Consider the following 26,134-nt stretch of genomic DNA (forward strand, 5'->3'; position numbering starts at 1 on the left):
GGCGATGCCGTTTGGTATCAGCTATAGAGCCGGGGTGCGCCGAGGCTGTCGTGGATCGCATTTGCCGTTTGCGGCGCAATTTCAAGGGCGCTTGCCAGTTCATGCAAGTACCGTGCTTCGGCCTGATTGTCGGGTGTGATCGCGTTCACTGACATTGTGTAGACCTGTGTTTCCAAGCCCTTCGGTGTGTCCGCTGCCAGATCGGCCGCGCTGACAGGGGCAGACAGGATGTTCTGTAGGGTCTCGACGGTGCCGGGGTCACGTTCGGCCAGAAGGGTGGACAGTTTCGCCTTTTCACCTTGGTCCAGATCACCATCCGCGCGCGCGGCTTGCGTCATGGCGCGCAGCATCAGTTTCGCAATCTCGTCTTCATCGGGTTCATCGGCTGGGTTGTCCTGATTCAGCAGCGCCTCAAGTCCCGCGCCCGAGGTCCCGCCGCGTGCACCGGCCAAACCACCCAAAAGCGCGCCCAAGCCGCCAAGCCCGCCCGCCGCCGCGGCACTGCTGCTGCCCCCAAGCTGGCCCAGCAAACCGCCAAGACCGCCGCTTGCTCCTGCGCCGCCGGTCAATTGACCCAGCATGCCGCCAAGCCCGCCAGAGGATTGTGCCGCACTGCCGCCGCCCAACTGGCCCAGCATGTCACCCAAACCGCTCATGCCGCCTGCTTGTTGCGCGGCGCTGCCCCCTGTGAGTCCGCCAAGCAGCCCACCAAGGCCACCATTTTTCTGTACTGATTCCATGCCCTTGGCGACGGCAAAGCCGACCGCCATTTTTGCAACCGTATTCATAAGTGACATTGTATGTTTTCTCCGTGGGTCAAAATTCTTTGTTGTGAAATTATGACCGATAGGATGGTCGGTAGATTATACGCTGTCCAGCATCTTGAAAGACCCCGGCAATTTCGCGCATCTTGTCGCAATCTCGGACTTGGCTGCCTTCGTTGGGCTGTTGGACCTTGAACGCGCGGCCAGTCTATTCTAGCTAGGCTGCGTGAACTGATCGGAACTCCGCCTTATGACCTACATCGTCAACGATAACTGCATCGCCTGCAAATACACGGACTGCGTCGAAGTCTGCCCCGTAGACTGCTTCTACGAGGGTGAAAACATGCTGGTGATCCATCCTGACGAATGTATCGACTGCGGTGTTTGCGAGCCTGAATGCCCTGCAGATGCAATCCGTCCGGACACAGAGCCGGACATGGAAAAATGGGTTGAATTCAATCGCAAGTATTCCGAGATGTGGCCGGTGATCATCACAAAGAAAGACCCGCTGCCGACTGCCGAAGAAATGGACGGCAAAGAAGGCAAGATGGAGCTCTTCTCGGAAGCAGCCGGAGAAGGCGGCTGATTCGCGCCTATCCGGTGTTGAGAGCCAATGTTTACAGGCCTTTCGTGCTTTGATTCGCGATACTTCCGCTGGCCTTGTTTTTATGATATACTTAGCGGAATGCTGCGAACGACGTGATCCAGATCATCAGACGATAGCTCCGGCGGAGGCGAATTGCCCCCGGCGGATTTTTTGTCGCCATAAGCTGGCCGTCATGAAAGGACGATCATGAGCAAGAAGAAATACGACTTTAGCCCCAACGAGTTTGTCGTTTACCCCGCCCACGGGGTCGGCAAAATTGTGTCGATTGAGACGCAAGAGATTGCCGGCTTCGAGCTTGAGATGTTTGTCATCTCGTTCGAGAAAGACAAAATGACCCTGCGGGTACCGACTGACAAAGCCACCGATGTGGGCATGCGTGCCTTGGCGACACCTGATGTGGTCAGCCACGCGATGAAGACACTGCGCGGCAAGGCAAAGGTCAAAAAGGCCATGTGGTCGCGTCGCGCACAAGAGTACGAGCAAAAGATCAACTCGGGTGATCTGATCGCAATTGCAGAGGTTGTGCGCGACCTGCATCGCCAGGATGACCAGCGTGAGCAGAGCTATTCCGAGCGTCAGCTTTATGAAGCCGCACTTGAGCGCCTGACCCGCGAAATCGCGGCCGTGGCGGGCAATGATGAAAACGCGGCTGCGGCAGAGATTGATTCTGTTCTGGTCGGCCGCGCCGCATAACTGCGTCGCCACCGAATACCAAAAAGGCTGTGCTTGGAAACAAGCACAGCCTTTTATTTTGCAGGGTCAGAGTGCCCGCCAGCCAATGTCCGAGCGGTAAAACCCGTCCGGCCAGTCGATCGTCTGGGCCATGGCGTAGGCCCGTTCATGTGCCTCGGCCAAGGTCGCGCCCCGCGCTGTGATATTCAGAACGCGTCCGCCTGCGGCCGTGATCTGCCCGTCTTTCAGTGCGGTGCCAGCGTGAAAGACCATGTGGAAACTGTCTTCGGGCTGGCTGTCCAGCCCTCCGATCACGGTGCCTTTGGTATAGTTTCCGGGGTAGCCATTTGCGGCTATGACGATGTTCAACGCGTGATCATCCGCCCAGTTGACCTGCATCTCGTCCAAACGCTCTTCGGCGCAGGCCTGCAGCAGATCAAGGATCTGCCCGCCCAGACGCATCATCAGGCACTGGCACTCGGGATCACCAAAGCGGACGTTGTATTCCACCAGACGCGGCTGGCCGTTCTGGATCATCAGGCCGACAAAAAGCACGCCCTGGAAGGGGGTGCCGCGCTTGCGCATCTCTTCCATGGTGGGGGAGATGATTTCGTCCAGCGCTTTTTGTGTAATTGCATCGGTCATCACAGGGGCAGGGGAGTAAGCGCCCATGCCGCCTGTGTTCGGGCCCGTGTCGCCGTCAAAGGCGCGTTTATGGTCTTGGGCGGTGCCCACGGGCAGGATGGTTTTGCCGTCACAGAGCACAAAGAATGAAGCTTCCTCACCGTCCATGAACTCTTCGATCACCACCTCGGCACCTGCCGCGCCAAAGCTGCCGTCGAACATATCGTCGATCGCGGCAAGTGCTTCGGCTTCCGTCATGGCAACGATCACGCCCTTGCCTGCGGCAAGCCCGTCAGCCTTGACGACAATCGGTGCACCTTGGGCGCGGATATAGGCGCGGGCGGCGTCGGCATCAGTGAAATGCGCGTAGGCGGCAGTGGGCGCATTGGCGGCATCGCAAATCGACTTGGTGAAGGATTTGGAGGCCTCAAGCTGGGCTGCCGCCTGACTTGGGCCAAAGACCAGAAGTCCGGCGTTGCGCAGCCGGTCGGCCACACCGGCCGCAAGGGGGGCTTCGGGGCCGATAATGACGAAGTCAATCGCGTTCTCTTCTGCGAATGTCGCCACGGCATCACCATCGAGAATGTTGATGTATGCACATTCCGCATGGGTCGCGATCCCCGCATTTCCGGGGGCAACAATGAGGCGGTCACATTTGGGGTTCTGTTTGACGGCCCAAGCCAGACTATGTTCGCGACCGCCACTGCCCAAAATGAGAATGTTCATATTCGTCCCTGCAAGAATTGGATTGCCACGGTTCTAAGGCGGGGATGGCATGACCACAAGTGTCACCCAAGCCAAAGGTTTTTTAGTCTCCGGTGCTTGGCGCGCGTGACGCATCGGACTAGTGTCGCAAGCGAGACAACCAATGCGAGCATAGACGCAAAGATGAAACCGATCAAAAAGGACCGGAAGCTTTGGCATCGCCTTGAAGGCTATAGCTTTCACGAGCGTCCACTGACGCGTTCACTGGTCGACCGTCTGCACGAGGAAACCGGCCATTCGATTGATGTGTGCTACATTCTCGTCGAAGAATATCGTCGCTTTATGTATCTGGTGGGCAGTACCGGCGAAACGCTTGTGCCGTCGCCCATTGTTGATGTCGTCTGGAAGATGCATGTGCAGGATGAAAAGGCGTATTTCGAAGACTTTTGTCCCCGTATCATTGGCCGCATCATTTATCGCCCTGATGATCCGATGCAGTTTGCGGATGATCCGGCCTATGGGCGTACCCTCGATCATTACGCAGAAGAATTTGGTCGTGCGCAGGTGCAGTTCTGGCCTGATCCCGATTTTGCGACGGTGCGGATTTCGCGGATGCTGTTGTGCATCAGCGGTGTGTTGGCGCTGGTGTTGGCTTTGGTCTTCAAAACGGTGCTTTTTGTCGTTTTGGCGGGGGTACTCTGCCTGACAGCCTATTTCCTGAAGTGGCAGTTCTCGTCTTTGCCATTACAGGCGCATGGAAAAGGTGAAGCAATATGATGGACCTTTTTGACGACGGGCCCGCCGACAATACGCCCGAGTTTTCGGTCTCCGAGATCTCCGGCGCAGTCAAAAAGGCGATCGAGGGCGGGTTTTCCCATGTGCGCGTGCGCGGAGAAGTGGGGCGCGTGTCGCGGCCTGCATCGGGCCATATTTATATGGACCTCAAGGATGATCGCTCGGTTCTGGCCGGTGTGATCTGGAAAGGCCGTGCGCAGGGGCTGGCGCACCGTCCGGAAGAGGGGATGGAGGTGATTGCCACGGGCAAGCTCACCACATTCCCCGGTCAGTCGAAATACCAGATGGTGATTGAGGATATCGCCCCTGCCGGTGCCGGTGCGCTGATGGCGATGCTGGAAAAGCGCAAGGCGGCACTTGCGGCCGAGGGGCTCTTCGCGCCGGAGCGCAAGAAACCCTTGCCCTATTTGCCCGAGATCATCGGGGTGGTCACATCGCCTTCAGGTGCGGTGATCCGCGATATTCTGCACCGCCTGCGGGACCGTTTCCCGCGTAAAGTTCTGGTTTGGCCTGTGGCGGTGCAAGGTGCCAAATGCGCGCCCGAAGTGGCTGCCGCGATTGCAGGGTTCAATGCGCTCACACCGGGGGGCGCATTGCCGCGCCCGGATTTGCTGATTGTGGCGCGGGGGGGTGGCTCGCTTGAAGACCTGTGGGGATTTAACGAGGAGATCGTGGCGCGGGCGGCAGCGGCATCGGCGATTCCGCTAATTTCTGCTGTGGGGCATGAAACCGATACGACGCTGATTGATTTTGTCTCGGACATGCGCGCGCCGACACCGACAGCGGCGGCGGAACTGGCTGTGCCGGTGCGGATGGAATTGCTCGCTTGGGCCGACCAGCAAGGCGCGCGGCTGAGCCGTGCCCTGACGACGGGTCTTGGCCAGCGCCAGCAACGCGTGCGCGATTTGGGGCGGGCCTTGCCGCAGGTGGATGCATTGGTCGAAGGGCCGCGCCAGCGGCTGGATTACTTGGGTGAGCGACTGCCATCCGCACTGAAGGGTGCCGCAGCCAAGAAGCGTCTGCAGATGAGCGAGGCGGCGTTGCGTCCGGGTATTCTTTCGCGCCGGCTGGCCGAGGATCAGCGGCGTTTGGCGGGGTTGTCCGAGCGGCTGGCGCCTGCGTTGAAACGCAGGACACGGGACGGGCGCACAGCGCTTGACCAGACAGCGCGCGGTTTGCGCGGCACGGTTCTGCAAGACCGCGTCGCACGTCATACTGAACGGCTAGAAGTGCTGCTGCGCCGTCTGTCAGACCGCGCCTCACGTCAGCAGGCCGAACGTTTGGCGCGGCTGGACGCGCTGGACCGCTTGCGCGAGACGCTGGGCTATGTCGAAACCCTCAAACGCGGATATGCCGTGGTGCGTGGTGACGGCGCTGTGGTGACAACCAAGGCCGCGGCAGCCGGAGCAACCGCGCTGGAGATCGAGTTTGCAGATGGCAAATTGCAGGTTGGCTCAGGACGATAGATCGTTGCAGATGAGCGGTGCGTCGCTTTCGGGGACCTCGTAGATCACGGTCGTATTGGGCCGCGTGGTATAGACCCCGCGCAGGCCTTCCGGTTCCGCATAGATTGCCCAGCACTTGTGTTCCGGATCACCGTCATAACGGAAACAGATATCGCCCTTGCTTTCGAACCAGACGCCGTATTGGCAGGTGCCGTCGAAATCTGACCACATGACGCGTTTGTCTTCCAGATAGCGCTCGATTCCGAAAAGCGGATTGGTTGCGGTGCGGAATGTGATGGTCCGGCCCGTGACATAGGCGTCAAATTCGGGGCCGGTCATGGTGTCTTGGGCCATCGCAGGGGGCGCGAGCAGGAGCCATATCGCCAGACTACGCATTGCGCCACCTTTCAACCCGCGGGTCCATGATCCGCCGCCAAAGCGGGGGGATCAGCGCGATACTGGCCATCAGCGGGAGCGGACGGGGCAGCATAGGGGCGTCATCAGGGATGTTCAGCTCAGGATAAGGCCGCGCAGGGTGCGCGTGGTGATCAGAGTGCCGCGTGGCGTTCAGGAGCATCATGGAAGAGAACCAATGTGGACTGTTCCAGCTGTGTCTGGCGGTGACAGGCTCGGGTTTGCCGTTGTCGCGGAGAGCACGGACGAGCCCGTAGTGCTGCACATAGTCAGACATCAAGAGTTGCGACTGCGCGTATAGCGAAAGTGCGCCATAGGCGACAAGCGCCTGCCATCCGCCCAGCAGGAACGCCGATGTCAGACAAAGAAGACTACCACCCACATAGACCGCGTAGGGGTTGCGCCATGCGGAGCGTCCGATCCGGTCCAGACGCGCTTTTTCGGCGCGGTAGCCCTCACGGAATGAGCCTGTCCACGCGCGGATCATATAGCGATAGAGGCTTTCGCCCTTGCGCGATGTATTGGGGTCTGCGGGGGTGGCCACATGCGGGTGATGCACCAGCACATGCGCAGAGGTATGGTGCCCAAACATCAGCGTGATGTAGCACCACATGCCAAGCCGGTGCAGGGCGCGGGTGGGGCGGTGGATCAGCTCATGCGCATTGGCATTGCTGATCTGGCCAAACCAAAGCCCTGCGGCAAAGAAGATCCCGACCTTGGCAAGCGGCGTCAGGTCAGCCTTCGCGAGCGACCATACAACAACAGGCAGCAGGCAAAAATGGGTCAGCGCAATTACAACCGATAACGCGGCGTCCTGCGACGCCCCGCCAGCCGCGGTTTCTTTCCTGATCAACCGGTCCAGCAGGCTTGTCATTGCTGTCAGATAAACAACCGCAGCAATCACCCAGCCGCCCCCCAGAAAGGCTCCGGCGCCGATCAGGGCAGCGGGGGTCAGGGTGGCAAGGCCGAAATGCAAAAGACGTGGTTCCATGTTTCGGATAGTTAGCACGGGTTTCCGCATGGTGTAGCGGAAATTGCATTGCTGCGCGGTTTGGCTGTCTCGGGTGTCGCTTTTGCGTGGTTTGGCAGCGCGCGGAGACGTATGTTGACCGTAACGACATGAGGATAGGCGCGATGGCTTTGGACAACCGCAAAGGTGTTTGGAAATCCGGCAAGGGCAAAGGGCGGCACCGTACCAAGGGGCGTGCGCTGGATGACGCCGCATGGGACGAGGTCCGCGCGCTCTTGGGTGATCGCCCGCGTCGGCGTGATCTGCTGATCGAGTTTTTGCACCTCATTCAAGACAGCTACGGCCACCTGTCTGCCGCACATCTGCGCGCCTTGGCCGAGGAAATGCGCCTGAGCCAGGCCGAGGTTTACGAGGTCGCAACCTTCTATGCCCATTTTGATGTGGTGAAAGAAGGCGAAGCGGCCCCGCCTGCGCTGACCATTCGGGTCTGCGATAGCCTGTCATGCGAATTGGCGGGCGCACAGCAGTTGAAAGCGGCCCTCGAAGGGGGTTTGGACCCAGCCGAAGTCCGCGTCTTGCGCGCGCCCTGCATGGGGCGTTGTGACACTGCGCCGGTGTTGGAGTTGGGCCATAACCACATCGATCATGCGACGGTCGAGAAGGTGCAAGCGGCCATTGCGGCGGGTGAAACGCACGCGCATCTGCCCGATTATCAAAGCTATGCAGATTACGTGGCGACAGGTGGCTATGCAGAGCTTCAGTCATTGCGCGACAGTGGCGATTGGGAAGACGTCCAGGACAAAGTGCTGGCCTCTGGCCTGCGCGGTTTGGGTGGTGCCGGTTTTCCATCGGGCAAGAAATGGGGCTTTGTGCGCGGCAATGCGGGCCCGCGCTATCTGGCCGTGAACGGGGACGAGGGCGAACCGGGGACGTTCAAGGACCGCTACTATCTAGAACGCACCCCGCATGTGTTTCTTGAGGGGATGCTGATTGCCGCCTGGGCGGTCGAGGCAGAAACCTGCTTTATCTACATGCGCGACGAATATCCTGCGGTGCTGGAAATCTTGGCGCGCGAGATCAAGGCGCTTGAGGATGCGGGGATCGTGGAGGCGGGTTATATTGATCTGCGGCGCGGCGCGGGCGCTTATATCTGCGGCGAGGAATCCGCGATGATCGAAAGCATCGAAGGCAAACGCGGCATTCCGCGCCACCGGCCACCCTTTGTGGCACAGGTCGGCATCTTTGATCGCCCCACTTTGGTGCACAACGTTGAAACGCTCTATTGGGTCGCGCGGATTTGCCGTGAAGGGCCGGAAATCCTGAGCAGTGTGGAGAAGAACGGGCGCAAAGGGCTGCGGTCCTACTCTGTCTCTGGCCGGGTTGCCGCGCCTGGAGTGTATCTGTTGCCTGCGGGATCAACGATCATGGATATTATCGACGCCGCTGGGGGTATGGCCGCGGGCCATGTGTTCAAAGCCTATCAGCCCGGCGGTCCGTCCTCTGGCCTCTTGCCTGCGTCCATCAATGATGTGCCGCTGGATTTCGACACGTTGCAGCCCTTGGGTACCTTCATCGGGTCTGCCGCTGTTGTTGTGCTGTCCGATCAGGACCGCGCCCGCGACGCGGCGCTGAACATGTTGCGGTTCTTTGAGGATGAAAGCTGCGGGCAATGCACGCCTTGCCGCGTGGGTTGCGAAAAGGCCGTGAAACTGATGCAGGCGGACACGTGGGATCAACCCTTGCTGACCGATCTGTGTACGGCGATGGCCGATGCCTCGATCTGTGGTCTGGGGCAGGCGGCGCCCAATCCGATCAAACTGGTGATGCAGCATTTCAAGGATGAGGTGTCGGGTTAAACCGCGTTGAGGCTTTCCAAACCTGTCCTGCATCATTAGGTGATAGGAAAGGCTGCTGCGGTTGATCGAGATGTCATTTTTCAAAAAACTCAAATCCCGGATGTTCAAATCCTCGTCCAAGATTGACGAGGGGCTGGACGCCATCGTGCAAGATGGCGGCGAGGAAGAGGAAATTGTTGAAGAACCGGTTGCGCCGGTTCCCCCCGTAGCCGACCCAATTCCTGAGCCTGAGCCTGAGCCTGAGCCTGAGCCTGAGCCTGAGCCTGAGCCTGAGCCTGAGCCTGAGCCTGAGCCTGAGCCTGAGCCTGAGCCTGAGCCTGAGCCTGAAGTCGACGATCCGGTTGAAGATGAGACACCCGCTGCGCCTGCCGAGCGCGTGGCCGCTCCGACACCTGTGCAGTTTGATGTCGACCTGACGGCGCCTCTCACCGAGCAGGCTGTGCCTGAAGCGGAAAAGAAGGGCCTGCTCGGGCGCTTCTTCGGTGGCGGCGCTGCGGCAAAAACGGTTGTGAAGCGGACGCTTGACGACGACATGCTGGAACAGCTCGAAGAGCTGCTCATTTCAGCGGATATGGGCGTTGATACGGCCCTGCGCGTGACGGCGAACATGGCCGAGGGGCGTCTGGGCCGGCGGCTGTCTGTGCAAGAAATCAAAGAACTGATGGCCCAAGAGATCGCGCGGATCATGGAACCTGTTGCGCGTCCGATGCCGCTTTACGCCAAGACGCCGCAGGTGGTGCTGGTGGTCGGTGTCAATGGATCGGGCAAAACCACCACGATTGGTAAACTGGCCAGCCAGTTCAAGGCGGCTGGAAAATCAGTTGTGATCGCCGCGGGTGATACGTTTCGTGCAGCCGCTGTAGAACAATTGCAGGTCTGGGGTGATCGCGCGGGCGTGCCTGTGCTGACGGCCCCCGAAGGATCAGACCCTGCAAGTCTGGCCTTTGACGCGATGACCAAGGCACAGGCGGATGGGGCGGATCTCTTGATGATCGACACGGCCGGCCGTTTACAGAACCGTGCCGATCTGATGGAAGAACTCGCCAAAATCGTGCGGGTCATTCGCAAGAAAGACCCCGATGCGCCGCATAATACGCTGCTGGTGCTGGATGCAACCACAGGACAAAACGCGGTGCAGCAGGTCAAGGTGTTCCAAGAGCTTGCGGATGTGTCCGGCCTTGTGATGACCAAACTTGACGGCACCGCAAAGGGTGGTGTGTTGGTCGCATTGGCCGATAAATTCGGGCTGCCCATTCACGCGATTGGCGTGGGCGAACAGATCGACGATCTGGCCCCCTTTGATCCCGATGATTTTGCGGCGGCGCTGGTGGGTCTGGACCGGTGAGACGGCTTATTGCGGCATCGCTTTTTGCGTTTTTGCCGCTACTGGCACTGGGTGACAAGACACTGGCAGTCATCTGGCATCCGGGGCGCATGTGAACGAGCTTGGCGCATGGCTGGTTGCGATTTCGGGCACGCCGGAGGGGGCGCAGCTGGCCACCGTGTTTGCGCTGGTTTCGGCGCTGGCCCATGCAATTTTCGGGGCGTTGCAGAAGGGGCGCTATGATCCGTGGCTGACGCGGGGGGCAATTGATGGCTGGCTGTTCGTGCTCTCTGCTCCAATTGCACTTTTTGTCGTTCCCTGGCCGAACCTGACCACGGCTGTCATCCTTCTGGGCGCAATCGTGATCCATTTTGCCTATAAGGTGACAATGGCTATGGCCTATGAACGGGCGGCCTATACGGTGGTTTATCCGGTCGTGCGTGGCACGGGGCCCTTGGTAACCGTGCTGGCGGCGTCGCTGTTTTTTGGAGAGTATTTTACACCTATGCAGTGGGTCGGGGTGGCCTGTCTCAGCGGGGGTATTTTGCTGCTGGCGGTGCGGAATATAATCGAAGAAGTGCTGGACCCGCGGGCGCTGAAACTGGGCTTGCTGTGGGCCTTGGCGGGCGGGATCTTAGTGGCAATCTATACAACCTATGATGCCTATGGTATCCGCCAAAGCCCTGATCCTTTTACCTTTCTGGCGTGGTTCTTCTTTGTCACCGCCATTGATTTTCCGCTCCTGGCGGCGTGGCGCTATCGGCGCATGGCGCGGCAACCTGTACTGGGGCCGCTGATGTGGCGGGGGTTTGTTGGTGCCTTGATTGCCTGGGTCAGCTTTGGCGGCGTTCTTTTGGCGACACGGTTGGACAAAGTCGGTGAAGCGGCAGTGCTGCGCGAAACATCCGTAGTTTTTGCCGCATTGATCGGCTGGTTTATCATGGGCGAAAAAGTAGGTCCGCGCCGCCTGTTCTTGATGGCGCTGGTTGCACTCGGCGCTGTCATCGTGGAAATGGGTGGTTAAAGGAGACATTTATGGCTGAGAAAACCATCAATCCAATTCTGAAACAGGTCTTGGAGCTTGGGCCAACGCTTGCGTTTTTCCTGATCTATCTGCGGATCAGGGATGAGACATTTACCTTTGGTGGCGCTGAATACACCGGCTTTATTGTCTCTGCCCTGATCTTTATTCCGATCCTGTTGGCGGCAATGGCTGTGCTATGGATGCTGACAGGCAAGCTGAGCCGAATGCAGGTTTTCACTGCCTTCATGGTGATCTTCTTCGGCGGTCTGACGGCCTATTTCAACGATGAGCGGTTCTTCAAAATGAAGACGACCATCGTTTACGGCGTTATGGCGGGCCTGTTGGGGATCGGTTTGCTGCGAGGGCAGAGCTATTTGCAATACGTCATGGAAGAGTTTCTGCCGATGGAAAAAGAGGGCTGGATGATCTTTACCCGCCGTCTCTGCTATATGTTTGCGGCGCTGGGAATTGCGAATGAAATTATCTGGCGCACACAGACCACTGACGTTTGGGTCAAGCTGGAGACTTTTGCATTCCCCGCGGTGCTGATGGTGTTCCTCTGGGTACAGATTTACAAGCTGCAGCGCTATTTCATCGAACCTGCAGAGGTGGCGAAAGACTAACGCATTTCGCGATAGTGCAAGCCACCGGCGCGGTGCTGGTGATAGTTCCCTTTATCGCGCCGATAGCGCAGCGTATCGACCTGTAAGTCTGTGAGATGCGGGCGAAATGTAATGCCTGCACGTGTCCCTGAAACCCAGCGGACAACTGCCTCTGCCTTGTGGTTGAGAACCTGGAACGTCACCTTCTCGCCGCGGGTCAGTTGGCCAGCGGATGCAAGGCGTGCGCCGGTGGTGTTGACGTCAAGAACCGTACATTCGACCGGTCCTGACGGTGTGGAAAGCCTGACCGGAAACTGTGTTGGATAGCGATGTGGACGATATTGCATGGTGGGCCCCAATGGATTGGATGGAACCTTGATAAACGCGCCTCGCTAACAAACCGTTACGTTTGCTTGCGAAAAAGGACGTTCTGCGCGCCGGTGTCTTTGCGGAAATCACCGCGTTTTTCAGCGGCCACCGCCCGACCACGCTGAACCCCGGGGCGCGCGCCCATCGTATCCAGCCAGCGCGCCATATGCGGCTTGTCATCCAAGGTTTGCTGCTGGCCCTCCCAAAGCGACGCCCAGCCCCAGATCGCCATATCCGCAATCGAATAGAAATCACCCGCCACGAATTCATGTTTGGCCAGCTGTCTGTCCAGCACACCGTAAAGCCGCGCGGTTTCATTGCGGTAGCGGTCTTTGGCATAGGGCAGATCGTTGGGTGGGTCCATCGCGGGTGCGTATTTCAGGAAATGATGCGCCTGTCCCGCCATTGGGCCCAGCCCGCCCATTTGCCACATCAGCCATTGATCCACACTGATGCGGTCGCGTTCGCTCGCGCCATAGAACTGTCCGGTCTTGCGGGCGAGGTATTGCAGGATCGCGCCGGATTCAAAAATTGGAATCGGGGTCCCGTCCGGCCCATCCGGATCGACAATTGCAGGCATCCGGTTGTTGGGAGAAATCGCAAGAAACGCGGGTTTGAACTGATCGCCCGCACCGATATCAACCAGATGGAGCGTATAGGGCAGCCCCATCTCCTCGAGTGCAATCGTGGCCTTCCATCCGTTGGGTGTGGGCCAGAAATAGAGGTCAATCGGTTGGGTCATGGTCTGTCCTTTGTTCTTGCCAGACAGCATCGCAGGAAGCTGGGAAAGGACAAGAGCGGAGCGCTTGACGCAAGCCAGATCGCGGCGTAATGGTGGCAGCGTGGCGATTTGTTACCGGATTGCGGGCCACGTTAAACATGCCGCTAAAGAGGACTTTAGGTTGTTCAACCTCGATGCCCCTTATCCGGTATCGGGGTTTTTTATTGCGTGCGGCATGCGCGAGGAAGAAAAGATGGATACGTGGAAAAAGCGCACCAAGGCGGTGCATTCAGGGATCAGACGCAGCCAGTATAATGAGGTCAGCGAAGCAATCTATCTGACACAGGGCTTTGTGTATGACACAGCCGAAGACGCCGAGGCGCGGTTCATCAAGGCGGGCGCGGACGAATTCATCTATGCGCGTTACGGAAACCCCACCGTGGCGATGTTCGAAGACCGGATTGCGGCCCTTGAAGGGGCCGAGGACGGGTTTGCCACGGCCTCGGGTATGGCGGCGGTCAACGGGGCGCTGACGTCTATACTCAAGGCCGGTGATCATGTCGTATCTGCCCGTGCGCTTTTCGGATCGTGTCTTTATATTCTTGAAGAAGTCCTGCCGCGCTATGGCGTTGAGGTGACCTTTGTGGACGGCACGGATCTTGCGGCCTGGGAGGCCGCGATCCGGCCCGACACCAAAGTCGTGTTTTTCGAAAGCATATCGAACCCGACGCTGGAAGTGACGGATATTGCCGCCGTATCCAAGCTTGCCCACGCCGTGGATGCGACCGTGATCGTGGATAACGTCTTTGCAACGCCAGTCTTTTCGAAAGCGTTGGAACAGGGGGCGGATGTTGTTGTCTATTCGGCGACAAAGCATATTGACGGGCAGGGCCGTGCGCTGGGCGGGGTGATCCTCGGGACGCGTGAGTTTATCCGTGGCACAGTCGAACCCTATATGAAGCATACCGGTGGTTCGATGTCGCCGTTTACCGCTTGGATGATGCTCAAGGGGCTTGAGACAATCGACCTGCGGGTGCGCGCGCAGGCGGCAACGGCGCTGTATCTGGCCGAACAGCTTGAAGCGGACGGCAAGCTTGCCAACGTCATTTACCCCGGTCTTGCCAGCCATCCACAAAACGCGCTGACCAAGGCGCAGATGCAGGCTGGCGGTACTGTGCTTGCGATTGATGCAGGTTCGCAAGAGGCGGCCTTTGCGCTCTTGAACGCGCTGGAGATCTGGACGATTTCCAACAACCTTGGTGATGCGAAATCAATCGCGACACACCCTGCGACGACGACCCACCAACGGCTGACGCCGGAAACCAAGGCGATTTTGGGCATTACCCCGGGCCTGATCCGGATGAGTGTCGGTCTGGAAGACCCCGATGATCTGCTGGCTGATCTGCGTGCTGCGATCGCGCATTTGTGATGAGGTGACGCGGGGCCCGTTTCCTGCTTTAATCGGGCAGGTGACGGGGGCAAAAAGGCTAGGCTCATGACTGATCCACGCGCGGAATTGCAACGTATCTACAAAGATATCATTGGAAAATCCGATGCGCTGCCCCATGTTGGGGTGTCGATAGCACCGACGGGGAGCACAGACATGAATATCCACTCTCGTGATATGGATCGCGAACCTACACGCGCGGAGGCCGAGGCGGCGTTGGCGCTTTTGCGGCGCTGGGCGGTCGATGTGACGGCCGAAGAAGTGGCGACACTCGATCCGCTGGTGTCACGTTTGATCCCCGGGCAAGAGGTGTCGAACTATCCTGCTTTGGCGCGGGCCTATCCCGAAGATTTCGAGGTGGACGAGGCCTATAAAGCGTCGATGCCTGATTTGCAGAACGGGCCGTCCAGCCTGATCCGTGGCGCGCAGCAGCAAATCCAGCATGTAGGCATTTCAAATTTCCGCCTGCCGATCCGGTTCCATACCCGCGACAACGGCGATTTGACGCTCGAAACATCCGTGACCGGAACAGTGTCGCTTGAGGCGGAGAAGAAGGGCATAAACATGTCCCGCATCATGCGGTCCTTCTACAAGCACGCGGGCGAAACCTTCAGCTTTGAAGTGATTGAGAAAGCGCTGGATGCCTATAAGACCGATCTGGAAAGTTTTGATGCGCGTATCCAGATGCGGTTCAGCTTTCCAATGAAAGTGGAAAGCCTGCGGTCGGGCCTGTCGGGCTATCAGTATTACGATATCGCACTTGAACTGGTCGAAAGGGCAGGCGTGCGCAAGAAGATCGTGCACCTTGATTATGTCTATTCGTCCACCTGCCCCTGTTCGCTGGAATTGTCCGAACACGCCCGCCAGTTCCGGGGGCAGTTGGCGACACCTCATTCGCAGCGTTCGGTTGCGCGCATTTCTGTGCTTTTGGAAAATGGTGCTGATGTGCTGTGGTTCGAGGACCTGATTGACCGCGCGCGCGCGGCGGTGCCGACCGAAACACAAGTGATGGTCAAGCGCGAGGACGAGCAGGCCTTTGCTGAACTCAATGCCGCTAATCCGATCTTTGTCGAGGACGCGGCGCGGCTTTTTACCGAGCAATTGCAACTGGATACGCGAATTTCCGATTTCCGCGTGATTGCAAGCCATCAGGAAAGCCTGCACAGCCATGATGCAGTGTCCGTGCTGACAGAAGGCGACACATTCGCGGCAGAAAGTCTTGATCCAAGGCTCTTTGCGTCACTGTTCCACGTTGGCTGAATGTAAGGTGGGTCAAGACCCACCTTACGCCTTGGCACCGTTAACCATACTTACGTCGCCTCAGCCCTTGAAGCCCCTGACGCCCAACACTAGAGTCAGCGTTGATAATGGAACGCGGACCCTTCGTCCGAATATGAGGCAGTAGTTATGCAAGACCCCGTCGAGACCTATATGAACCTTGTCCCAATGGTGGTCGAACAGACCGCACGGGGTGAGCGCGCCTACGATATTTTCTCGCGCCTCCTGAAAGAGCGCATCATCTTTGTGAACGGCCCTGTCCATGACGGCATGAGCCAGTTGATCGTCGCGCAGCTCTTGCACCTCGAGTCGGAAAACCCGAAAAAAGAAATCAGCATGTACATCAACAGCCCCGGCGGCGTGGTGACATCCGGTTTGTCGATCTATGATACGATGCAATACATCCGCCCCAAGGTCAGCACGCTGGTGATCGGGCAGGCGGCCTCCATGGGTTCGCTCTTGCTGACCGCAGGGCATGAAGGTATGCGTTTCTCCCTGCCCAACAGCCGCGTCATGGTGCACCAGCCATCGGGTGGCTATCAGGGACAGGCCACGGACATCATGATCCACGCCGCAGAAACCCAGAAGCTGAAAACCCGCCTGAACGAGATCTACGTCAAGCACACCGGCAACACCCTGAAAAAGGTTGAGGCCGCCTTGGAGCGTGACAATTTCATGTCGCCCGAAGAGGCAAAAGAGTGGGGCTTGATCGACGAGATCGTGGAAAACCGCACCAAAGCCGAGGACTAAGGCTTTTTCACAACGCTGCGACAAACAAACGCGGTTTCGGCCGCGTTTGTCTTTTTTCTGACCAATTATGATTCTATGCCTGATTTACCGAGGAATTAGCGAGTTCTTAATGACGTTGTGAGCATGGTCATTTTGACATTGTGGACCTTGGCGGGCTGTCCTAGTGTTGTTGTGAAACAGTCCGAATGATGTTTGACTGACCTGACAGGTCAAGAGGTTTGAAATGGCGAATACGAGCGGCACCGAAAGCAAAAACACGCTGTACTGCAGCTTTTGCGGCAAAAGCCAGCATGAGGTGCGTAAGCTGATTGCGGGGCCGACCGTCTTTATTTGTGACGAGTGTGTCGAGCTTTGCATGGATATCATCCGTGAGGAGACCAAGACCGCTGGCCTGAAAGCAGGCGACGGCGTTCCGACACCTTCCGAGATTTGCGGCGTTCTGGATGACTATGTCATTGGCCAGATGCACGCCAAGCGCGTGCTGTCCGTGGCGGTGCATAACCACTACAAGCGCCTGAACCACGCCGATAAGACCGATATCGAATTGGCGAAATCGAACATCATGCTGATCGGGCCGACAGGCTGCGGTAAGACACTTCTGGCGCAAACGCTGGCGCGCATTCTGGATGTGCCCTTCACCATGGCCGATGCAACGACCCTGACCGAAGCGGGTTATGTGGGTGAGGATGTGGAGAACATCATCCTCAAACTGCTGCAGGCTTCTGAATACAATGTTGAACGCGCGCAGCGCGGCATCGTCTATATCGACGAGGTCGACAAGATCACGCGCAAGTCTGATAACCCCTCGATTACACGCGATGTGTCGGGCGAGGGTGTCCAGCAGGCGCTGTTGAAAATCATGGAAGGAACGGTCGCTTCTGTGCCGCCGCAGGGCGGGCGCAAGCATCCGCAGCAAGAATTCCTGCAGGTGGATACAACGAACATCCTGTTCATCTGCGGTGGTGCCTTTGCAGGCCTTGATAAAATCATCGCACAGCGCGGCAAAGGGTCCGGCATGGGCTTTGGTGCTGACGTGCGCGAACAGGACGATCGCGGTATTGGCGAGATCTTCAAGGATCTGGAACCGGAAGATCTGTTGAAGTTCGGTCTGATCCCGGAATTTGTGGGCCGTTTGCCTGTGATTGCAACGCTGACCGATCTGGATGAGGACGCGTTAATCACGATCCTGACCCAGCCAAAGAACGCCTTGGTGAAACAGTACCAGCGCCTCTTCGAGCTTGAGGACACAAAACTGAGCTTTACCGACGATGCCCTCAGCGCGATTGCCAAACGTGCGATCGAGCGGAAGACCGGTGCGCGTGGCCTGCGGTCGATCATGGAAGATATCCTTCTGGATACGATGTTTGATCTGCCCGGCATGGATACGGTGACCGAAGTGGTGGTCAACGAGGAGGCTGTGACATCCGATGTTGCCCCATTGATGATCCACGACGACGGCAGAAAGAAAGAAACCGCGACCGCGAGCTAAGGTCGTGAGCGTCCGTCACATCAGCACCGGGTCCCCCTTCGAGGAGCAAATCGGCTATAGCCGTGCTGTTGTGGCTGATGGCTGGGTGTTTGTGGCGGGCACAACGGGATATGATTACGCCCGTATGGTCATGCCCGCGACCATCGAAGAACAATGCGAAAATACCCTTGCGACGATCGCCAAAGCCTTGGAAGAGGCGGGCAGCGGGCTCGACCATGTGGTGCGTGTCACCTACATCGTGCCGGATAAAGCGGAATGGCCCAAATGCTGGCCCATTACCTCTCGGGCCTTCGCGCGGGCAAGACCTGCTGCAACGATGATTTCTGCGGATTTGCAGTCGCCGGAAATGAAAATTGAAATCGAAGTGACTGCGCGGGTCCCCGCCTGAACCCACTGGACCTTTCGGCGCCATTCGTGCATGAAAGGCGCATCAATCGGAGACGTGATATGAGCCTCGGTCACAACATCAAACGCATTTTCACATGGTGGGACGGTCAGTCTTTCGGCACCCAGCTTTGGACAAGCCGCAACGGCACGAAAGTCGGTGAGGATGCCGAGGGCAATATCTATTACCGCAATAAGGACGACAGCCGCCGCTGGGTCATTTACAACGGCGACAATGAAGCCACACGCGTGACCCCCGAATGGCATGGCTGGTTGCACCACACATGGGATCAGCCCCCGACCGAAGTGCCCGTTGCGCATAAAGCATGGGAAAAGCCGCATCAGGAAAACCTGACCGGCACCATGGCGGCTTATGCCCCGGCGGGCTCCATCCGCCGGAAGGCACCCGTCGCACGCTCGGACTATGAGGCGTGGACGCCGGAATAGGCGCAGTTGTCATGCGGTCAATCGTTGCATCCACCTTTCTCTGCCTTTCCCTGATCGCTTGCCCGCTTGCCGCTCAGGAAATTGTGACAACACCGATTGACCAGATCCCGCTGGATGAGCTGATCGGGCAATTGACGACGGTTCCCAATGAGGAAGAAGACGAGCTGCTGACGACCGTCACAGAGGCCGTTACGTTGCAAGTGGCCACTGCCACATCAGGCGAGCTGCGCGTGTTGGACAAGCTGACGGGCTACGTCACCGACCTGACCCTTGGAACAGGCGAAACCGCCAGTCTGGGTTTTCTCACGGTCACGATGAACGAGTGCCGTTATCCTGTCGAAAACCCGTCGGGTGATGCATTTACGGAAATTCTGGTGCTGGATACGCGCGAAACCACGCCGCTTTTCAGCGGCTGGATGCTTGCCTCATCCCCCGCATTGAACGCGATGGACCACCCCCGCTACGACGTTTGGGCGTTGCGCTGTATCACGTCCTGAGCTGTCGGAACGGGGCTTTTTGCATCAAAAGAAACGTCGCGTGACAGGGCTTGCGCCAAGAGCGCATGATAGTGGTCGCGCTGAATTTCAACAGCACCCAGACTGGCCAGATGCGGTGTAATGAACTGCGTATCAAAAAGCTGAAACCCCGAGAGTCGCAGCCGGTCGACCAGATAGGCGAGCGCGATTTTTGATGCATCCGTGGCGCGGCTGAACATGCTTTCGCCAAAGAACGCCGCCCCGATGGTCACACCATAGACCCCGCCGACAAGCCGCTCTTTGTCCCAAACCTCAATGGAATGGGCAAAGCCGGTTGCGTGCAATTCGCAGTAGAGGTCAAAGATTGTGGCGTTAATCCATGTTTCATCGCGGTCCGCACATCCGCGCACCACATCGGCAAAAGCCGCATCAAAGGTGATCGTAAAATTGCTTTGCCGCATCCGCCGCGCCAGACTGCGGGAAATGCGGAAGCCGTCCAAGGGGAACACGCCGCGCATGCGTGGATCGACCCAGAACACCTCGGGGTCGTCACGCCCCTCTGACATCGGAAACACGCCCACCTGATAGGCCTGCAAAAGCAGATCGGCGGTCAGGGTGGGCGCATTATCTTTCATGGGGCGCTAGTGGAGGTGGTCTTCAAGCCAGTGTTCAAGCCAGTGGATGTTGTACTCACCTGTTTGCACTGCTTTTTCGGCCAGGAGCGCGTGGAAGAGCGGGATGGTGGTATCGACGCCGTCAACGATCAACTCTCCCAAAGCACGCTCCAGTCGGGCAAGCGCCTCGGGGCGGTCGCGGCCATGAACGATCAGCTTGCCGATCAGACTGTCGTAGTAGGGCGGAATGCGATAGCCGTCATAGAGCGCGGAATCCATCCGCACCCCAAGGCCGCCAGGCGCGTGATACTGCGTGATCCTGCCAGGACAGGGCGAAAAGTTCGGCAGTTTTTCCGCGTTGATCCGCACTTCAATCGCATGCCCGTTGATCCGCAGATCGTCCTGCGTGAACGACATCGGCAGACCTGACGCCACGCGCAGCTGTTCACGCACCAGATCGACACCAAAGATGGCCTCGGTCACAGGGTGTTCCACCTGCAAACGCGTGTTCATTTCAATGAAATAGAACTCATCGTTTTCAAACAGGAACTCGATTGTGCCTGCGCCGATATAGTTGATCTTGGCGACAGCATCGGCGCAGACCTTGCCGATCCGCGCGCGCAACTCGGGTGTGATGCATGGGCCGGGGGCCTCTTCAAAGACCTTCTGGTGGCGGCGCTGGAGCGAGCAATCACGCTCACCAAGGTGGACTGCGTTGCCTTTCCCGTCGCCAAAGACCTGAATTTCGATGTGGCGCGGCGTGGTCAGATATTTCTCGATATAGACTTCGTCATTGCCGAAAGCGGCTTTGCCTTCGGCGCGGGCCGAGTGGAAGGCCTGCTCCATGTCAGCGGCGGTTTGCGCCACTTTCATGCCGCGGCCACCGCCACCAGCGGTGGCTTTGATGATGACCGGATAGCCGACTTCCTCGCCGATGCGCTTAGCGTCAGCCAAAGTCGGCACGCCGCCGTCTGAACCGGGCACGCAAGGTACACCCAATGCTTTCATCGTGTCTTTGGCGGTGATTTTATCGCCCATGACGCGGATATGTTCGGCTGTGGGGCCAATGAATGTCAGGTCGTGGTCTTCGACCGCCTGCACAAAGGCTGCGTTTTCCGACAGAAAGCCGTAACCGGGGTGAATGGCCTGCGCCCCGGTGATTTCACACGCCGAGATGATGGCGGGAAACGACAGATAGCTTTGCGCGGAAGAAGGGGGGCCGATGCAGATCGCCTCATCCGCCATGCGCACGTGCATGGCATCCGCGTCAGCGGTGGAATGCACTGCAACAGATTTGACGCCCATCTCGCGGCAGGCGCGCACGACACGCAAGGCGATTTCGCCCCGGTTCGCGATAAGAATTTTATCGAACATGGGTCTGCCCTTATTCGATGATCACAAGAGGTGCGCCGAATTCGACCGGACCACCATCTTCGACCAGAATACGTTTGATCGTGCCGGCGCGCGGCGCAGGGATGTGGTTCATCGTTTTCATGGCTTCGATGATCAGGATCGTGTCGCCTTCCTTGACCGTCGCGCCGACTGTCGCGAAAGGGGCAGCACCAGGTTCAGGGGCCATGTAGACTGTGCCGACCATGGGGGATGTCACCGCACCGGGGTGATTGGACGGGTCGGACATATCAGCCGCGGGCGCTGCAGGCGCGGCCGGTGCCGCAGGGGCAAGCGGGGCAGGTGCTGCTGCCGCAGGCGCGCTCGCTTGCACAATCGTCTGGGTCTGGCGGCTGACACGCACGTTCAGGCTGTCGTTTTCACCATAGTCCCTTTTGACTTGCAGTTCAGTCAGATCATTTTCGCGCAACAGCTCGGCCAGTGCCGCAATAAAGCTGACGTCGCTCTCGTGAGAAGTTTTGTTGCCCATGTTTTCCTCGGCCGGTTGCCCATATTATTCTGGCTTTGGCGACGTTACGTCACAAAGCATCAGCGTTCTTATAGGGCAAGCCAACGAAGGTGGAAAGCGCAGCGATCTGGAAAAACGCTTATACTGTCGTTTCGTCACGATCATCCGATGCGGTCGTTGCATCTGCTGCGGTCGGTGGGTTGGTCTCGCTTTCGCTCTCAAACGGGAGCATGGGCACGTCGTAAGGGCGCAGTGTTCGCTCTGGTGGGGCTATTTCCGCCGGGTTTTCGGGGTAATCAGTCCCCGACAATCGCGCCGTGACCACCTGTGCCACGAAGGGTTTCTTGTCAGGCAGTGTGGCGCTGGGATCTGTCGGTTCGACTGCCTGAACCTTCGTCGTGATAGCACGGGGAAGGACAGGTCCAACGGTAGCGGCGGCCGCGGGCGCCGGAAAAGAAAGCGGTATTTCCATAATCGGGGCTCCGAAAAGCGTGAAGTTGACACGCCAAGAATCGCTTTTTCGGATTACTGAAACCTTAACCGCAGAGATGAATATCTCTGCGATTTAAGATTAACGCTGGATCAGATGGCGAGGTATTGCTCGCGCAACGCGGTGTTTTCCAGCACCTCTTTGGCAGAGCCGTCAAAGACGACCTTGCCAATGTCGAGGATCACTGCGCGGTCTGCCAGTTTCAGCGCGGCAACTGCGTTCTGTTCCACGATCACGGTCGTGATGCCCTGATCACGGATCACGCCCAGCGTCTTGGCGATTTCCTGCACGATGACCGGGGCGAGACCCTCATAGGGTTCGTCCAACAGCAGCACCTTGATGTCACGGGCAAGCGCACGGGCAATCGCCAACATCTGCTGCTCGCCGCCGGACAGGGTGACACCCTCTTGCTTGCGGCGCTCACCCAGACGCGGGAACAGCTCGTAAATACGTTCCAGAGACCAGCCTTTGGGCGGGGCGATCTGGGCCAGTTGCAGGTTTTCCTCTACGGTCAGGCCGGGAATGATGCGCCGGTCCTCTGGGACAAGAGAAATCCCGTGCTGCGCGGCTTCATGGGATTTCATCTCGTGCAGGGGTTTGTGATCCAGCCAGATTTCGCCGTGGGTGACGACAGGATCATCCAGCCGCGCGATGGTGCGCAGCGTCGATGTCTTGCCAGCGCCGTTACGCCCCAAAAGTGCGAGGATCTCGCCCTCGTGGATATTGAAGCTGACGTTCTGGACGATGTAGCTTTCGCCATAATAGGCCTCGACCTCCCACAGGCTCAGGAAAGCAGGGTGGGTGGCGGCGTTATTGGCGTTCTTGTTGAAAGGTGCGTTCATGTTTGTAACTCCGGTGTTGGGCTCGCCGGATCCCATCGCTGGGACCCGCTGGTATTAGACTTGCGCCTCGCCCAGATATGCTTCGCGCACCTTGGGGTGCCCTTTGATGTTGTCAGGGATGTCTTCCACAAGCGGGGTGCCCTGCGCGAGCACGGTGATCCGCTCGGCCAGTGAGAACACCACATTCATGTCATGCTCGATGATGGCCATGGTGATCCCGCGCTTTTCGCGGATTTCCTTGAGCAGCGCGATCGTGTTCTGCGTGTCCGCCCGCGCCATGCCCGCAGTGGGTTCGTCTAAGAGCAAGAGTTTCGGATCCTGCACCAGACACATTGCCATTTCGAGGCGCCGCTTGTCGCCGCGTGACAGGCTCGATGCCAGCATATCGCGTTTCTCAAGCATATTGACGTCGTCGAGGATCGCCTCTGCCTGCTGCTGGATACCCTTTTCCGCGAAGATGCTTTCGATCGCATGCATCCGGAACGCGCCATCGCGTTTGGCAAAGCAGGGGATCATGACGTTTTCAAACACGCTCAGATCGCTGAAGATCTCCGGTGTCTGGAACACGCGGCTGATGCCCATCTGGTTAATCTCGTGCGGGGCGCGCCCCAGCACGGATTGACCGTCAAACATCACCGATCCGCTATCGGGGATCAGCTTGCCCACCAGCACGTTCAGCAGGGTCGATTTGCCTGCGCCGTTGGGGCCGATGATTGCGTGGGTGGTGTTTTCCTTGATGCTCAGGTTCACGTCACCCAGCGCCTGCAAACCACCAAACCGCTTGTTGATGCCTTTTACTTCTAACAAACCCATCGTCTGTCTCCTTATTCGGCCGGTTCAGTGGCGTTTGGCTTGGTCTCTTGGGCCTTCTTGCGGCTGAAGAGGGCCCCGATTTTCTGGCCACCTTGCACAAGGCCACCGGGCAGGAAGATCACGACCAGCATGAACATGATACCAAGGGTCAGGTGCCAGCCTTTGCCGATGAACGGATAGATCATCGCAACAACCACATCCTCAAGACCATCCGGCAGGAAAGCAAACCACCCGTGCAGGATCGTTTCGTTGATCTTGGAGAAGATGTTTTCAAAGTACTTGATCATACCTGCGCCAAGCACCGGACCTATCAATGTGCCTGCACCGCCAAGGATCGTCATCAGAACGACCTCCCCCGAGGCTGTCCACTGCATCCGCTCGGCCCCTGCCAGAGGGTCCATTGATGCCATCAAGCCACCGGCCAGACCCGCATACATGCCGGAGATCACAAAGGCCGCAAGCGTATAGGGACGTGCGTTCAGACCTGTATAGCTCATCCGGGTCTGGTTGGATTTGATCGCACGCAGCATCATACCAAAGGGTGACCGGAAAATCCGGATCGAGATATAGAAGGCGATGATCATGAAGAATGCAGCCAGATAGTAGCCCGCATTGAACGTGAACAGCCAAGCACCCACGTTCCATTCAAAGCTCGAGCGCATCTCAAGCCCGAAGAGAGCAGGGACAGGAATGTTGCCTGTCGCTGTTTGCGCGGCACCAAAGATCCGTGGATCGCTCAAGGCCAGTTGTAGCCCTGTCTCGCCGCCTGTGATCGGTGTCAGCACTGAATAGGCCAGAGCAAAGGACATTTGCGCAAAGGCCAGTGTCAGGATCGAGAAATAGATGCCTGAACGCCGCAACGAGACATAACCGATCAGCAGCGAGAAGAGGCCCGCAATGACAACACTGATCGCAATCGCGGGAAGCACGTTCATGCTGAGCAGTTTGAACATCCAGACCGCCCCGTATGATCCCGCGCCCAAGAAGGCGGCGTGGCCAAAGGACAGATAGCCGGTCAGACCAAACAGGATGTTGAAACCGATGGCGAAGATACCAAAGATCACGAAACGCTGCATCAGGTCAGGATAGCCTGCGTTGAATTGTGCCAAATCTGAGCCCTCGGGGAATGGATTGAGCAGGAACGGGGCGAACAGCGTCAGACCGATGACGATCAGGAGCAGCCGGAAGTCCTTCTTTTCGAGACCAAGCATTGCTTATTCCTCCATCACGCCTTTGCGACCCATCAGGCCACGCGGACGTGTCAACAAAATGATAATTGCGACCAGGTAGATGATGATCTGGTTGATGCCTGGCAGCAGGTCGATGACCGCTGACATAGAGGCAAAGCTTTCCAGAATACCCAGCATGAACCCGGCTGCAACCGCACCGGGCAAAGAGCCCATGCCGCCCACAACGACCACCACAAAGCTCAGCACAAGAAAGTCCATGCCCATGTGGTAGTTGGGTGAATTGATTGGCGCGTACATCACACCCGCAAGACCCGCGACTGCCGCCGCGATGCCGAACATGATCGTAAAGCGCTTGTCGATGTCGATCCCGAGGATACCCACGGTTTCGCGGTCTGCCATGCCGGCCCGTACGACCATGCCGAATGTGGTGAACTGCAGGAAGGCAAAGACCGCACCGATCACAACAACCGAGAAGAAGAAATAGACCAGACGCCAGTAGGGGTAGATGATCGCGTTCGGATCAAATCCAAGTACCACGCCGAAATCGAAACTGCCGACAAATGCTTCAGGTGCCGGGGTCGGGATCGGGTTTGCGCCGTAGAAATATTTGACGATCTCCTGGATCACGATGGCAAGGCCAAAGGTCACAAGGATCTGGTCCGCATGCGGACGCTTGTAGAAGTACTTGATCAGACCCCGCTCCATAGCGAAACCGATGCCGACCATGATCGGGATGGCCACGAGGATCGAGATCGGCACGGCCCAGTCAATGATCGTGTCACCGGCGGCTTGGCCGAAAAAGTCGTAAAGATAGGGCACATCTACTTGCAACGGGTTGCCCAGAAAGTCTGTCCGCGTCTCGTCAACCACCTTATGGCTCAGCGTCAGCAGATTGCTCATCGTGACAGCGACAAACGCGCCGAGCATAAACAACGCGCCATGGGCAAAGTTGACGACACCAAGCGTGCCGAAGATAAGCGTCAGGCCGAGCGCGATCAGCGCATAAGCCGAGCCTTTGTCCAACCCGTTGAGAATTTGAAGAATGAACTGGTCCATCTTGTGACCTCTGATCAGTTATTGGGGGTGAGCTGCGGGTGCTCTTTGCCAGTCCACTGCCAATATGCGGCGTGAATTGACCCGGATGGGTTCAGGTCACCCCGAAGG

The 26,134-nt window shown here is 58.0% G+C and carries 29 protein-coding genes and 1 riboswitch; of the genes, 15 read left to right on the top strand and 14 right to left on the bottom strand.

Annotated features, from left to right (window positions below):
• Window positions 1–17 precede the first annotated feature (17 nt).
• A complete protein-coding gene (locus tag SJY29_RS03565) occupies window positions 18–797 on the bottom strand; it encodes a DUF533 domain-containing protein (RefSeq protein ID WP_400086890.1) in 780 nt (259 codons plus the stop codon).
• A 217-nt stretch (window positions 798–1,014) separates the two neighbouring features.
• Between SJY29_RS03565 and fdxA the strand changes: the two genes are divergently transcribed.
• Window positions 1,015–1,350 carry a ferredoxin FdxA gene (fdxA, locus tag SJY29_RS03570; protein ID WP_055687558.1) on the top strand — a complete coding sequence of 112 codons (336 nt, stop codon included), beginning with the start codon at window positions 1,015–1,017 and terminating at the stop codon, window positions 1,348–1,350.
• Window positions 1,351–1,557: 207 nt separating this feature from the next.
• Entirely contained in the window at window positions 1,558–2,064 is a 507-nt protein-coding gene (locus tag SJY29_RS03575; RefSeq protein ID WP_055294644.1) for a CarD family transcriptional regulator, read from the top strand.
• A 66-nt stretch (window positions 2,065–2,130) separates the two neighbouring features.
• Here SJY29_RS03575 and purD read toward each other — a convergent pair whose 3' ends face one another.
• Window positions 2,131–3,393: a phosphoribosylamine--glycine ligase gene (purD, locus tag SJY29_RS03580; RefSeq protein WP_400086894.1), complete on the bottom strand. Its 1,263-nt coding sequence runs from the start codon at window positions 3,391–3,393 to the stop codon at window positions 2,131–2,133.
• A 162-nt stretch (window positions 3,394–3,555) separates the two neighbouring features.
• Between purD and SJY29_RS03585 the strand changes: the two genes are divergently transcribed.
• Together SJY29_RS03585 and xseA are read left to right on the top strand one after the other, a co-directional pair.
• Complete coding sequence (locus SJY29_RS03585) at window positions 3,556–4,149, top strand: hypothetical protein (protein WP_110280086.1); 594 nt, start codon at window positions 3,556–3,558, stop codon at window positions 4,147–4,149.
• A complete protein-coding gene (xseA, locus tag SJY29_RS03590; protein WP_400086897.1) occupies window positions 4,146–5,633 on the top strand; it encodes an exodeoxyribonuclease VII large subunit in 1,488 nt (495 codons plus the stop codon). The genes SJY29_RS03585 and xseA overlap by 4 nt, the downstream gene beginning before the upstream one ends.
• On the opposite strand, the gene SJY29_RS03595 is transcribed toward xseA, so the two are convergent.
• Both SJY29_RS03595 and SJY29_RS03600 read right to left on the bottom strand, forming a co-directional pair.
• Window positions 5,622–6,008, bottom strand: a complete 387-nt coding sequence (locus tag SJY29_RS03595) for a hypothetical protein (protein WP_400086900.1) — start codon at window positions 6,006–6,008, stop codon at window positions 5,622–5,624. The two genes, xseA and SJY29_RS03595, sit on opposite strands and share 12 nt — an antisense overlap.
• The gene (locus tag SJY29_RS03600) at window positions 6,001–7,017 is read right to left on the bottom strand and encodes an alkane 1-monooxygenase (RefSeq protein ID WP_400086903.1); all 1,017 of its coding nucleotides are present in this window, start codon (window positions 7,015–7,017) and stop codon (window positions 6,001–6,003) included. The genes SJY29_RS03595 and SJY29_RS03600 overlap by 8 nt, the downstream gene beginning before the upstream one ends.
• Before the next feature lie 143 nt (window positions 7,018–7,160).
• Here SJY29_RS03600 and SJY29_RS03605 point away from each other — a divergent pair, with 143 nt between their 5' ends.
• The 4 genes from SJY29_RS03605 (at window position 7,161) to SJY29_RS03620 (ending at window position 11,823) form a co-directional block, all read left to right on the top strand.
• A complete protein-coding gene (locus tag SJY29_RS03605) occupies window positions 7,161–8,852 on the top strand; it encodes an NAD(P)H-dependent oxidoreductase subunit E (protein ID WP_400086905.1) in 1,692 nt (563 codons plus the stop codon).
• Window positions 8,853–8,922: 70 nt separating this feature from the next.
• On the top strand, window positions 8,923–10,197 hold the full coding sequence (ftsY, locus tag SJY29_RS03610) for a signal recognition particle-docking protein FtsY (protein WP_400086908.1): 1,275 nt from the start codon (window positions 8,923–8,925) through the stop codon (window positions 10,195–10,197).
• Between the two features lie 91 nt (window positions 10,198–10,288).
• Window positions 10,289–11,200 carry an EamA family transporter gene (locus SJY29_RS03615; protein WP_400086911.1) on the top strand — a complete coding sequence of 304 codons (912 nt, stop codon included), beginning with the start codon at window positions 10,289–10,291 and terminating at the stop codon, window positions 11,198–11,200.
• 11 nt (window positions 11,201–11,211) lie between these two features.
• Window positions 11,212–11,823: an inner membrane-spanning protein YciB gene (locus SJY29_RS03620; protein ID WP_400086914.1), complete on the top strand. Its 612-nt coding sequence runs from the start codon at window positions 11,212–11,214 to the stop codon at window positions 11,821–11,823.
• Here SJY29_RS03620 and SJY29_RS03625 read toward each other — a convergent pair.
• On the bottom strand, window positions 11,820–12,149 hold the full coding sequence (locus SJY29_RS03625) for a PilZ domain-containing protein (protein WP_400086917.1): 330 nt from the start codon (window positions 12,147–12,149) through the stop codon (window positions 11,820–11,822). The genes SJY29_RS03620 and SJY29_RS03625 overlap by 4 nt on opposite strands.
• A gap of 56 nt (window positions 12,150–12,205) precedes the next feature.
• Complete coding sequence (locus SJY29_RS03630; protein ID WP_400086920.1) at window positions 12,206–12,913, bottom strand: glutathione S-transferase N-terminal domain-containing protein; 708 nt, start codon at window positions 12,911–12,913, stop codon at window positions 12,206–12,208.
• A gap of 90 nt (window positions 12,914–13,003) precedes the next feature.
• Window positions 13,004–13,081: riboswitch (SAM riboswitch) on the top strand.
• Between the two features lie 64 nt (window positions 13,082–13,145).
• On the opposite strand from SJY29_RS03630, the gene metZ reads away from it, so the two are divergent.
• The 7 genes from metZ (at window position 13,146) to SJY29_RS03665 (ending at window position 19,184) form a co-directional block, all read left to right on the top strand.
• Entirely contained in the window at window positions 13,146–14,321 is a 1,176-nt protein-coding gene (gene metZ / locus SJY29_RS03635; protein WP_400086923.1) for an O-succinylhomoserine sulfhydrylase, read from the top strand.
• A gap of 174 nt (window positions 14,322–14,495) precedes the next feature.
• Window positions 14,496–15,599 (top strand): GTP cyclohydrolase FolE2, encoded by a 1,104-nt coding sequence (gene folE2 / locus SJY29_RS03640; RefSeq protein ID WP_110280276.1) that lies wholly within the window; start codon window positions 14,496–14,498, stop codon window positions 15,597–15,599.
• Between the two features lie 147 nt (window positions 15,600–15,746).
• Window positions 15,747–16,367 (top strand): ATP-dependent Clp protease proteolytic subunit, encoded by a 621-nt coding sequence (locus SJY29_RS03645; protein ID WP_055687549.1) that lies wholly within the window; start codon window positions 15,747–15,749, stop codon window positions 16,365–16,367.
• Between the two features lie 223 nt (window positions 16,368–16,590).
• Window positions 16,591–17,856, top strand: a complete 1,266-nt coding sequence (gene clpX, locus SJY29_RS03650; protein WP_110280097.1) for an ATP-dependent Clp protease ATP-binding subunit ClpX — start codon at window positions 16,591–16,593, stop codon at window positions 17,854–17,856.
• Between the two features lie 4 nt (window positions 17,857–17,860).
• Entirely contained in the window at window positions 17,861–18,244 is a 384-nt protein-coding gene (locus SJY29_RS03655) for a RidA family protein (RefSeq protein WP_400086926.1), read from the top strand.
• Window positions 18,245–18,303: 59 nt separating this feature from the next.
• Complete coding sequence (locus tag SJY29_RS03660; RefSeq protein ID WP_055296442.1) at window positions 18,304–18,687, top strand: NADH:ubiquinone oxidoreductase subunit NDUFA12; 384 nt, start codon at window positions 18,304–18,306, stop codon at window positions 18,685–18,687.
• 11 nt (window positions 18,688–18,698) lie between these two features.
• Window positions 18,699–19,184, top strand: a complete 486-nt coding sequence (locus SJY29_RS03665; protein WP_400086929.1) for a DUF2155 domain-containing protein — start codon at window positions 18,699–18,701, stop codon at window positions 19,182–19,184.
• Here SJY29_RS03665 and aat read toward each other — a convergent pair.
• From aat to SJY29_RS03705, 8 genes are all read right to left on the bottom strand, one after another.
• On the bottom strand, window positions 19,148–19,798 hold the full coding sequence (aat, locus tag SJY29_RS03670; protein WP_400086932.1) for a leucyl/phenylalanyl-tRNA--protein transferase: 651 nt from the start codon (window positions 19,796–19,798) through the stop codon (window positions 19,148–19,150). The two genes, SJY29_RS03665 and aat, sit on opposite strands and share 37 nt — an antisense overlap.
• Before the next feature lie 6 nt (window positions 19,799–19,804).
• On the bottom strand, window positions 19,805–21,151 hold the full coding sequence (accC, locus tag SJY29_RS03675) for an acetyl-CoA carboxylase biotin carboxylase subunit (RefSeq protein ID WP_400086935.1): 1,347 nt from the start codon (window positions 21,149–21,151) through the stop codon (window positions 19,805–19,807).
• Window positions 21,152–21,161: 10 nt separating this feature from the next.
• Complete coding sequence (accB, locus tag SJY29_RS03680) at window positions 21,162–21,656, bottom strand: acetyl-CoA carboxylase biotin carboxyl carrier protein (protein ID WP_400086938.1); 495 nt, start codon at window positions 21,654–21,656, stop codon at window positions 21,162–21,164.
• 118 nt (window positions 21,657–21,774) lie between these two features.
• Window positions 21,775–22,107, bottom strand: coding sequence for a hypothetical protein (locus SJY29_RS03685; protein WP_400086941.1), 333 nt, complete (start codon window positions 22,105–22,107; stop codon window positions 21,775–21,777).
• 110 nt (window positions 22,108–22,217) lie between these two features.
• Entirely contained in the window at window positions 22,218–22,967 is a 750-nt protein-coding gene (locus tag SJY29_RS03690) for an ABC transporter ATP-binding protein (protein ID WP_400086944.1), read from the bottom strand.
• Window positions 22,968–23,021: 54 nt separating this feature from the next.
• Window positions 23,022–23,780, bottom strand: a complete 759-nt coding sequence (locus tag SJY29_RS03695) for an ABC transporter ATP-binding protein (protein WP_110280105.1) — start codon at window positions 23,778–23,780, stop codon at window positions 23,022–23,024.
• A gap of 11 nt (window positions 23,781–23,791) precedes the next feature.
• Window positions 23,792–24,991: a branched-chain amino acid ABC transporter permease gene (locus tag SJY29_RS03700; RefSeq protein ID WP_400086947.1), complete on the bottom strand. Its 1,200-nt coding sequence runs from the start codon at window positions 24,989–24,991 to the stop codon at window positions 23,792–23,794.
• A gap of 3 nt (window positions 24,992–24,994) precedes the next feature.
• Entirely contained in the window at window positions 24,995–26,026 is a 1,032-nt protein-coding gene (locus SJY29_RS03705; protein ID WP_110280107.1) for a branched-chain amino acid ABC transporter permease, read from the bottom strand.
• Window positions 26,027–26,134 lie beyond the last annotated feature (108 nt).

This window comes from Yoonia sp. R78084 (assembly GCF_044595625.1).
Classification (GTDB): Bacteria; Pseudomonadota; Alphaproteobacteria; order Rhodobacterales; family Rhodobacteraceae; genus Yoonia.